Consider the following 7960-nt stretch of genomic DNA (forward strand, 5'->3'; position numbering starts at 1 on the left):
GTGGCGACCCATTCCGCGCCGGAGACCGCGACCGCCCGCCGGCACACGCGCCGGGAGTGGTGGCGGGACGCGGTGGTCTACCAGGTGTATCCCCGCAGCTTCGCCGACGGCAACGGCGACGGCGTCGGCGATCTCGCCGGTGTCCGGTCCCGCCTTCCCTACCTTCTTCGACTGGGCGTCGACGCACTGTGGTTCACGCCCTGGTACGCGTCGCCGCTGCGCGACGGCGGGTACGACGTGTCCGACTACCGGGCCGTCCACCCGCTGTTCGGCACGCTCGAGGAGGCGGAGCGGCTGATCGCGGACGCCGCCAGGCTGGGCCTGCGCACGATCGTCGACGTCGTTCCCAACCATGTGTCCCGGGACCACCGGTGGTTCCGGGAGGCGGTCGCCGCCGGCCCCGGCGGCCGGGCGCGCGAACGGTTCCACTTCCGGCCGGGTCTCGGCCCGGACGGCGGACTCCCGCCGAACGACTGGCAGTCGGAGTTCGGCGGCCCCGCCTGGACCCGGTTGACCGACCAGGACGGGACACCCGAGGACTGGTACCTGCACCTCTTCTCCCCCGACCAACCCGACCTCGACTGGTCGCACCCCGAGGTGCGGGCCGAGCACGAGGACGTGCTCCGCTTCTGGTTCGACCGGGGGGTGGCGGGCGTACGGGTGGACTCGGCGACGCTGCTGGTCAAGGACCCGTCCCTGGCCCCGCTCTCGGCGGGCGCCGACCCGCACCCGTACCACGACCGCGAGGAGGTCCACGAGATCTACCGCTCCTGGCGCTCGGTGGCCGACTCCCAGGAGCCGCCGCGCATGCTGGTGGGAGAGATGTGGCTGGACGACCCCGACCGCCTCGCTCGCTACCTGCGCCCCGACGAGCTCCACACCGCCTTCAACCTCGCCTATCTCAGCGCCCCCTGGGACGCGGCCGCGCTGCGGTCCTGCGTGGAGGCCACCTGCCGGGCCCACGCGGCCGTCGACGCGCCGCCGACCTGGGTGCTGGGCAACCACGACACCACCCGTGTGGCGACCCGCTACGGACGCGCGGACACCTCCTTCGACTTCACCACCATGGCCCACGGCGGGCCCGGCGACCTCGCGCTCGGTACCCGCCGGGCGCGGGCCGCCGCGCTGCTGACCCTGGCACTTCCCGGTTCCGTGTACCTCTACCAGGGCGAGGAGTTGGGACTTCCCGAGGTCGAGGACCTGCCCGCGGACCGGCGGCACGACCCGATGCGGCTCGGCGCCGACAGCGGCAACCCGGGGCGGGACGGTTGCCGGGTGCCGCTGCCCTGGGAGGGTGACGCCCCGCCGTACGGGTTCTGCGCGGACGGCGTCGAACCGTGGCTGCCGCAACCCGGCGACTGGGCCCGGCTGAGCGTCGCGGCGCAGGACGGGACCGCCGGATCGACTCTGGAGCTGTACCGCGCGGCGCTGCGGCTGCGGCGCGCGTGCCGCTCACCGGCGGCGACGGAGCAGCCGGCGCCGCGCTGGCTGCCCGCGCCGCCCGACGTGCTCGCCTTCCGGTACGGCGGGTTGGAGTGCCGGACGAACCTCGGTTCGCGGCCGGTGAGTCTGGAGACGGACCGGCAAGTGCTTCTGGCGAGCGCCCCGTCGGAAGACGGCGTGCTTCCGCCGGACACGTCGGTGTGGCTCCGGGCGCCGGACGGTCCGGCCGTCGGCCCGTCACCCACCGGCACGCTCATCGCGGGAGGTCGGTCCGATGCGTAGCGTGGTGGTGGTCGGCGCCGGTCTGATCGGTACGTCGGTGGGCTTGGCTCTCACCGCCCGGGGCGTCACGACCCATCTGCTCGACCGTGATCCGAGAGTGGCCAGGGCGGCCGCCGCGCTCGGCGCCGGCCGGACCGGACGCCCCCGGCGGCCGGCCGACCTGGCCGTACTCGCCGTACCGCCCGGCCAGGTCGCCCGGGTCCTCGCCGCCGTGCAGGGCGAGGAGCTGGCACGTATCTACACGGACGTGGCGAGTGTGAAGGAGGTGCCACTCACTCACGCGGCGGAGGCCGGGTGCGACCTGGCCCGCTTTGTCGGCGGTCATCCGATGGCCGGGCGTGAGACGTCCGGCCCGGAGGGCGCGCGCCGCGACCTCTTCCGCGGGAGACCGTGGGTGCTGACGCCCTCCGCCCGCTCCGGTGGGGAGGCGCTGGACACGGTGCTGGAGCTGGTCGCCCTCTGCGGCGCCCGTCCGGTGGTGATGGGGCACCGTGAGCACGACCGGGCCGTGGCCCTCACCTCGCACACGCCCCACCTGGTCGCGAGCCTGCTGGCCGGCACACTGCTCCGGGGCGAGAGCGACGAACTGCGCCTGGCCGGACAGGGGTTGCGGGACACGACCCGGGTGGCGGCCGGCGACCCCGATCTGTGGACCGACATCCTCGGCGACAACGCCGAAGCGGTGCTCACGGTGCTGGACGCCCTGCACGGCGATCTGTCCCTGGCGCGTGAGGCGCTGCGCGACCTGGCACGCGGTGGTCCGACCGCACGCCCGGACGCGGCCGCCCGGTTGCGCGCCGTCCTGGAGCGGGGAGTGCGCGGCCGGGCCCGCGTGCCGACGCCCGGCCGGAGGCCGGCGGAGAACGCACCGCGGGTGCCCGATGCGGCGGTGTCCGGCGCGGCGAGGGTGTCCCGCCCGTCACAGATGGCCCTCCCGCAGGGCGTACGCGACGGCGTGCGCCCGGTTGCGTAACCGCAGGCGCGTCATCATGCCGTGCAGCACGCTTTTGACGGTCCGTTCGGAGTATGCCAGCCGCTCGGCGATCTCCCGCGTCTCCATGCCGTTGGCGACCAGTCGCAGTACGTCCAACTCACGGGCGGTGAGGCCGTCCGCCGGTCTGGTGCCGGGCTCTGCGACCGTGGAGCGGTACAGGCGCCGGGTCTCGGCGAGCAGCCGGGCGAGCAGGTCCGCCGGCACCAGACTCTCCCCTCTGGCGGCGGTGTGGACGGCACTGACCAGGCGCCCCGGCGTCGCCTGCTGCCGCCAGACCACCACCCGGACGCCGGAGTCGATGACCCGCATCATCTCGGCCTCACGCAGCCGGTCGGAGACGAGCACCACCCGACGCCGGGGGTCGCGCGCCAGGGACCTCAGGCGTTTCTCCGTCCCGTCCGAGAGACGGTCGGTGAGGACCATGGCGACCTCGTCACCGGCCGGCGCCGCGTCCTCCCGGCCCTCGTCCAACAGCTCCACCGTCGGATCGCAGCGCAGGCTGCTCACCACGCCGGCCTGGGTCAGCGGATCCGCCGAGTGGATGGAAACGGGTACACGCGTGCGCGATGCGTTCATGGTTCTCCGTCGTGTCCGGGCAGGTGGTCGCTCGCACGCGCGGTCCCGCGCCGGGCGGCGAGGCACGCGGGCAGCCCGTCTCCCCCGAGAGCGCCGCGTGCCCCTCCACGACAACAGGCGACGGAGAGGAAGGACAACCGAAGAAAAGGCCTCGTGCGCAACCCTTCGGTGGGCGGGGCCCGTTCCTTCGGTCGCGCGCCTTCCGGTCCTTCGGTCCCCCTGTGGTCCCCTCCCCGGCTCGCTCGACGGCGTCGGACACCGGCATGTCGCCGCCGAGAGCGTTCACACGTTTCCGCTAGCATCGAACGCGTGGCACCAACTCGCCTGCATGACCAGGGATTTGTCGGCAAGGGCGGCTCGAACGCCACGACGGGTGAGGGATGCTTCCTTCTCCGCGCGGAGGAGTCGCGGTTGCTGCGGGCCTGGACGAGCCCGCAGGAGACCGGGGCGTCGGTACTGCTCCGCGGTACCGGCGGAATGGGCAAGTCCACGATGCTGCGCACCTACGTGGCCGACGCCCGGCGCGAGGGTGAGCCGGTGTTCCTCGTCTGCGCCGACCCCCCGGACGCCACCCGGGAGTACGGCGTCGTCGAGCAGCTGCTCGCCCGGCTGGAACAACCCACTTGCGAGCGGCCGCCCGTGACGGCGTGGGGCACCGCGTTGGGCGAGGTCCGGGCGGCGTTCACACGTCTCGGCCGGGAAGGCGTCGACGACCCGACGGCGACCACCGACGCCTACCGCGCCCTGTGCGGACTGCTCACCCGCCTCGCTCGTGCGCGCGGCCGCCGGCTTGTCATCGCGGTGGACGACCTGCACTGGGCGGACGTCTCGTCGCTCTGCTTCCTGCGCTACCTGCTACGTCGGCTGGACCGGATTCCGGCGGCGGTCGTGGCGTCTCTCGGCGACGCGGAACCGAGCGTCGACGAGAGCCGAGCCGGCTTCCTCTTCCCGCTCTTCCTGCGGCAGTTGACGCTGCGCCCGGTGAGCGAGCAGGAGGTGGCGCAGCTCGCGGAGCTGGTGGTCGGCGCGCCGGTGGGCCGGGTCTTCGTCCGCGCCTGCCACTCCGTCACGGGCGGCAACCCCTACCTGCTGCACGCGGTCCTGCGGTCACTGGCCGGCGTCGCTCTGACGCCCGACGCCTGGACGGCCGCCGAGATCACCCGCCATCTGCCGGACGAGGTGTCCCGGGCCGTGCGCGCCCGGATCCGTCACGCGGGACCGGAGGCCCTGGCACTCGCGCAGGGTCTCGCGGTGCTCTCCGGGTCGCCCGCTCTCGCCGTGCTCGCCGAGACGAGCGGGCTGACGGAGGCGACCGCCGAGGACGCCTCACATCTGCTGGAAGGGCTCGGGTTGACGCGCCGGCTGAAGGGGGCCCGGGTCGCCTTCAGCTGTCCCGCCTTCGAGGCCGCCGTCCACGACGGCATGCTGCCCAGCGCCCGCAACGACCTCCACGCGCGTGCCGCCGAGGTGCTGCGCGGGCGCGGTGCCGGGTGGGAGGTCGTCGTCCCACACCTGCTCCGGACGCCGGGTGGGACGCCGTGGCTGGTCGACGCACTGCGGCGCGCCGCGCTGGAGGCGGCGAGCCGCGGGGACGCCGAGCAGGCGTCACGGTGCCTGCGCCGCGCACTCGTCGAGGACCTGCCGGAGGAGGTGCGCGTCGCCGTGCTGGTCGAGTTGGGCACCGCAGAGCTCGACAGGTCCGTGCCGGAGGCCTCGCACACCCTGCGACGCGCGTTCGACCTCGCGCGGACCGAAGAGCAGCGGGCGGCGGCCGCTCGGGTCCTGTCCGTCGCGCTGTGCGCCCTCGACCGGCACGACGAGGCGGCCGAACTCCTCACCGGCGTCCTCGACTCCCGCGCGCTCGGGGCACGGCGGGACCCGGAGCTCGAACTCCGGCTGTGCTACGCGCGGTGGTGTGCCGAGGGTCTTTCCCCACGGGTGCTGCGCGGTCTCGCCCAGGTCGAACGGGCGGCCCGGCGCGATGCCACGAGCCCGCGCCCGCTCGCCGTCCTGCGGGCGATGCTCTCGCCCGCCCCGCCGGAGGCGGCCGCCGGTCCGGCGCCGCGTCGCTCGGAGGCTGCCGACGGATCGTGGGCCCGGGTGCTGTGCCGAGCGGCGGCACTGCTGACCGCACCCGCCACCGCCCGCCTGCCGGAGGACGACGCACGACCGGCCGACGCCCCGGTCAGCTTGCGGGCGGCGCTGGGCGGCAGGTCGCTCGACGCGGCGCTGTTGGCGGCCCGCGCCGTCGCCCACCTCAGCCGGGGGCGGCTCGCCGACGCGGAGGCCGACGCCGACGCCGCTCTGGCGGAGTTCACCGCGCTGGAGGTCGGCGTCCAGCACGGCTGGCCCGCGGTGGCGGTCTCGGTCAAGGTCGAGCTGGGGCGGGCGCGCGGCCGCCTGGAGGAGGCCGAACGCCTGCTGGTGGAGCACCGGTTGGCCGGAGGGCTCGGAGTGAGCGCGCTGACCGACCGGCTGCTGCTCGCCCGCGGCCGGCTGAACCTGGCGGCCGGGCGGGCGCGTGAGGCGCTGGCGGACTTCCTCGCGGTGGGTGAGCGCGAGTGCGCCGGGTCGAACGGGCCGACCACCCGCCGCCACGCCGGGGGGCCGTCCTCCTGGCGCGCGGACGCGGCGCTCGCCCACCTCGCGTGTGACGACGCGCGCGCCGCGGCCGCACTGGTCACGGTGGAGGTCGAACAGGCGTCGCGCGCTTCGGAGGCGGTCCGGCACGGCGTCGCCCTGCGCGCCCGCGGCCTGGTGTTCGGCGGCGCCTGCGGGCTGGCCTCCCTGCGGCAGGCGTGTGAGCTGCTGGCGACGACGCCGGCCCGGCTCGAGGAGGCGCGGGCGTGGGCGGACCTGGGTAGCGCCGAACGCCTCCTCGGTGACCACGAGGCGGCCGGTGCGGCGCTGCGGCGCGCCACGACGCTCGCCGAGTCCTGCGGTGCGACACCGCTCGCCGACCGCTGCCTGGCCGAGCTGCGGGCGGCCGGGCACCGACCGCGTGCGCGCACCTTCGCGGGGGTGGCCGCGCTGACTCCAGCCGAGCGCCGGGTCGCCGAGCTCGCCGCCCGCGGCCTGACCAACCGCCAGCTCGCCGAGTACCTGCACGTCGGGCGCCGCACGGTCGAGCTCCATCTCTCAGCCGTGTACGACAAGTTGGGCATTCCGGGGCGCTCCGGCCTGCCGACCGCCCTCGACGAGCCCTCGTTGGGAGCGTTTTCAGCCGTTGTTACCGGGCACTCCGGGGGACAGGCGGATCCGGCGGCATAATCACGGCAGGAAGCGCGCGGCACCGCCCCGCCCCGCCACGCGTCCGGGGGAAACGACACGGGGCCCGACCAGGAAGGCAGCCGCATGTCCTGCGCACCGAGGCCCCCGGTGGAAGACCGCCGGCCGCCCCACGCGGACGCACACACCGGGGGCGGTCGGTGGTGATCGGACGTGACGACGAGCTGGCCCGGTTGCGCGCGATGCTCGGTCGGCGCGTCGGGAACCGTTCGGCGCTTCTCCTGCACGGGGGCTACGGGAGCGGAAAGAGCGCGCTGCTGCGGGTGCTGCGCGCGGAGGAACTCGCCGCCGGACGGGCAGTGGTGTCGGCCACCGCCGAACCGCTGGAGAGCTCGGTCGAATTCGCCGTCGTGCGGCAGCTGTTCGACGACGTGCACGAGACGGAGCACGGTACGCCGCCGGTACCGCGACCGTTCGCCGACCCGGGCACGACGGCGGAGGCCGCCGAGGAGGCCCTGTACGCGGCGGTGGCGTCGGCCGCCACCCGCCGGCCGGTGCTGGTCGCGGTGGACGACCTCCAGCACGCGGACGCCCCCTCGCTGCGCTGGCTGGGATACCTGATCAGGCGGGCCGACGACCTGCCGCTCACCGTGCTCGTCACGCTGGGGCCCGGCGAGGTGGCGCACGAGGACGAACTGGCCGCCCTGTTGCGCCTGCTGCCACGGCAGCAGGACCTCCTGCCGCTCGACGAGGACACCGTGCATCGGCTGGTCCTCGGCGCCCTGGGCGAACGGGCGGATCGGGCGGTGTCAGCGGCGTGCCGCACGGCCACGGCCGGCAATCCCCTGCTCCTTCAGGCGCTGCTGCGGACCCTGGCCACCACGCCCGCACGCCCCGGCGAGGAGAGCTGGGAGGAGGCGGTGACCGGAACGGTTCACGAGATCCGGCCGGCGGTGCGGGCGCTTCTGGGCGACCTCGGCGCGGAGGTCGAGGCCACCGCGACCGCCCTCGCGGTGCTGGGCGGAGCGCAGAGCGCGGAACTGGTCGCCCAGACCGCCGGGCTGTCGGCACCGGCCGCCCAGGACACCGTCCACCGGCTGACCCGGGTGGGACTTGTCGTCGGCACCGACACGGGCCTCGTACGGACCGCGTGCCCGCTGCTCGAAGCGGCGGAGGCGGCGTGCGTGGCCCCCAGCCGACGGCGGGAACTCCACGGGCGTGCGGCGGACCTCCTACGGGAGTGGGCCGCGCCCTGCGAACAGATCGCCGCGCACCTCCTCCGCTGCGACCCCGGTCGCCCCTGGGCCGACGCCGTGCTGCGCGACGCCGCCGCCCTGGCTGCCGAGCGCGGCGACCCGGCCCGCGCCGCCGCGTATCTCCGCGGCACCCGCTCGGGTACCCGCTCGGCGAGCTCTCCCCCCGCCCGCCACGCGGTTC

General features: G+C 75.3%; 5 protein-coding genes. 4 read left to right on the top strand and 1 reads right to left on the bottom strand.

The window, feature by feature from the left end; translation table 11 throughout:
• Both FNX44_RS03715 and FNX44_RS03720 read left to right on the top strand, forming a co-directional pair.
• Positions 1-1725, top strand: a complete 1725-nt coding sequence (locus FNX44_RS03715) for a glycoside hydrolase family 13 protein (RefSeq protein WP_323369046.1) — start codon at positions 1-3, stop codon at positions 1723-1725.
• On the top strand, positions 1718-2698 hold the full coding sequence (locus FNX44_RS03720) for a prephenate dehydrogenase (protein WP_143646476.1): 981 nt from the start codon (positions 1718-1720) through the stop codon (positions 2696-2698). Before FNX44_RS03715 ends, FNX44_RS03720 begins: the two co-directional genes overlap by 8 nt.
• On the opposite strand, the gene FNX44_RS03725 is transcribed toward FNX44_RS03720, so the two are convergent.
• Positions 2645-3295: a response regulator transcription factor gene (locus tag FNX44_RS03725; RefSeq protein ID WP_143646484.1), complete on the bottom strand. Its 651-nt coding sequence runs from the start codon at positions 3293-3295 to the stop codon at positions 2645-2647. The genes FNX44_RS03720 and FNX44_RS03725 overlap by 54 nt on opposite strands.
• A gap of 309 nt (positions 3296-3604) precedes the next feature.
• Here FNX44_RS03725 and FNX44_RS29475 point away from each other — a divergent pair, with 309 nt between their 5' ends.
• Positions 3605-6565 (top strand): AAA family ATPase, encoded by a 2961-nt coding sequence (locus FNX44_RS29475; protein ID WP_173019105.1) that lies wholly within the window; start codon positions 3605-3607, stop codon positions 6563-6565.
• A 158-nt stretch (positions 6566-6723) separates the two neighbouring features.
• Positions 6724-7960: AAA family ATPase (locus FNX44_RS03735; RefSeq protein WP_143646478.1), on the top strand; the 1237-nt coding region annotated here is incomplete at its 3' end.

This window comes from Streptomyces alkaliterrae (assembly GCF_007097205.2).
Classification (GTDB): Bacteria; Actinomycetota; Actinomycetes; order Streptomycetales; family Streptomycetaceae; genus Streptomyces; species Streptomyces alkaliterrae.

Coding starts and splice junctions, on each gene's coding strand:
- FNX44_RS03720 (WP_143646476.1), top strand. CDS start 1,718: ATGCGTAGCGTGGTGGTGGTCGGCGCCGGTCTGATCGGTACGTCGGTG.
- FNX44_RS03725 (WP_143646484.1), bottom strand. CDS start 3,295: ATGAACGCATCGCGCACGCGTGTACCCGTTTCCATCCACTCGGCGGAT.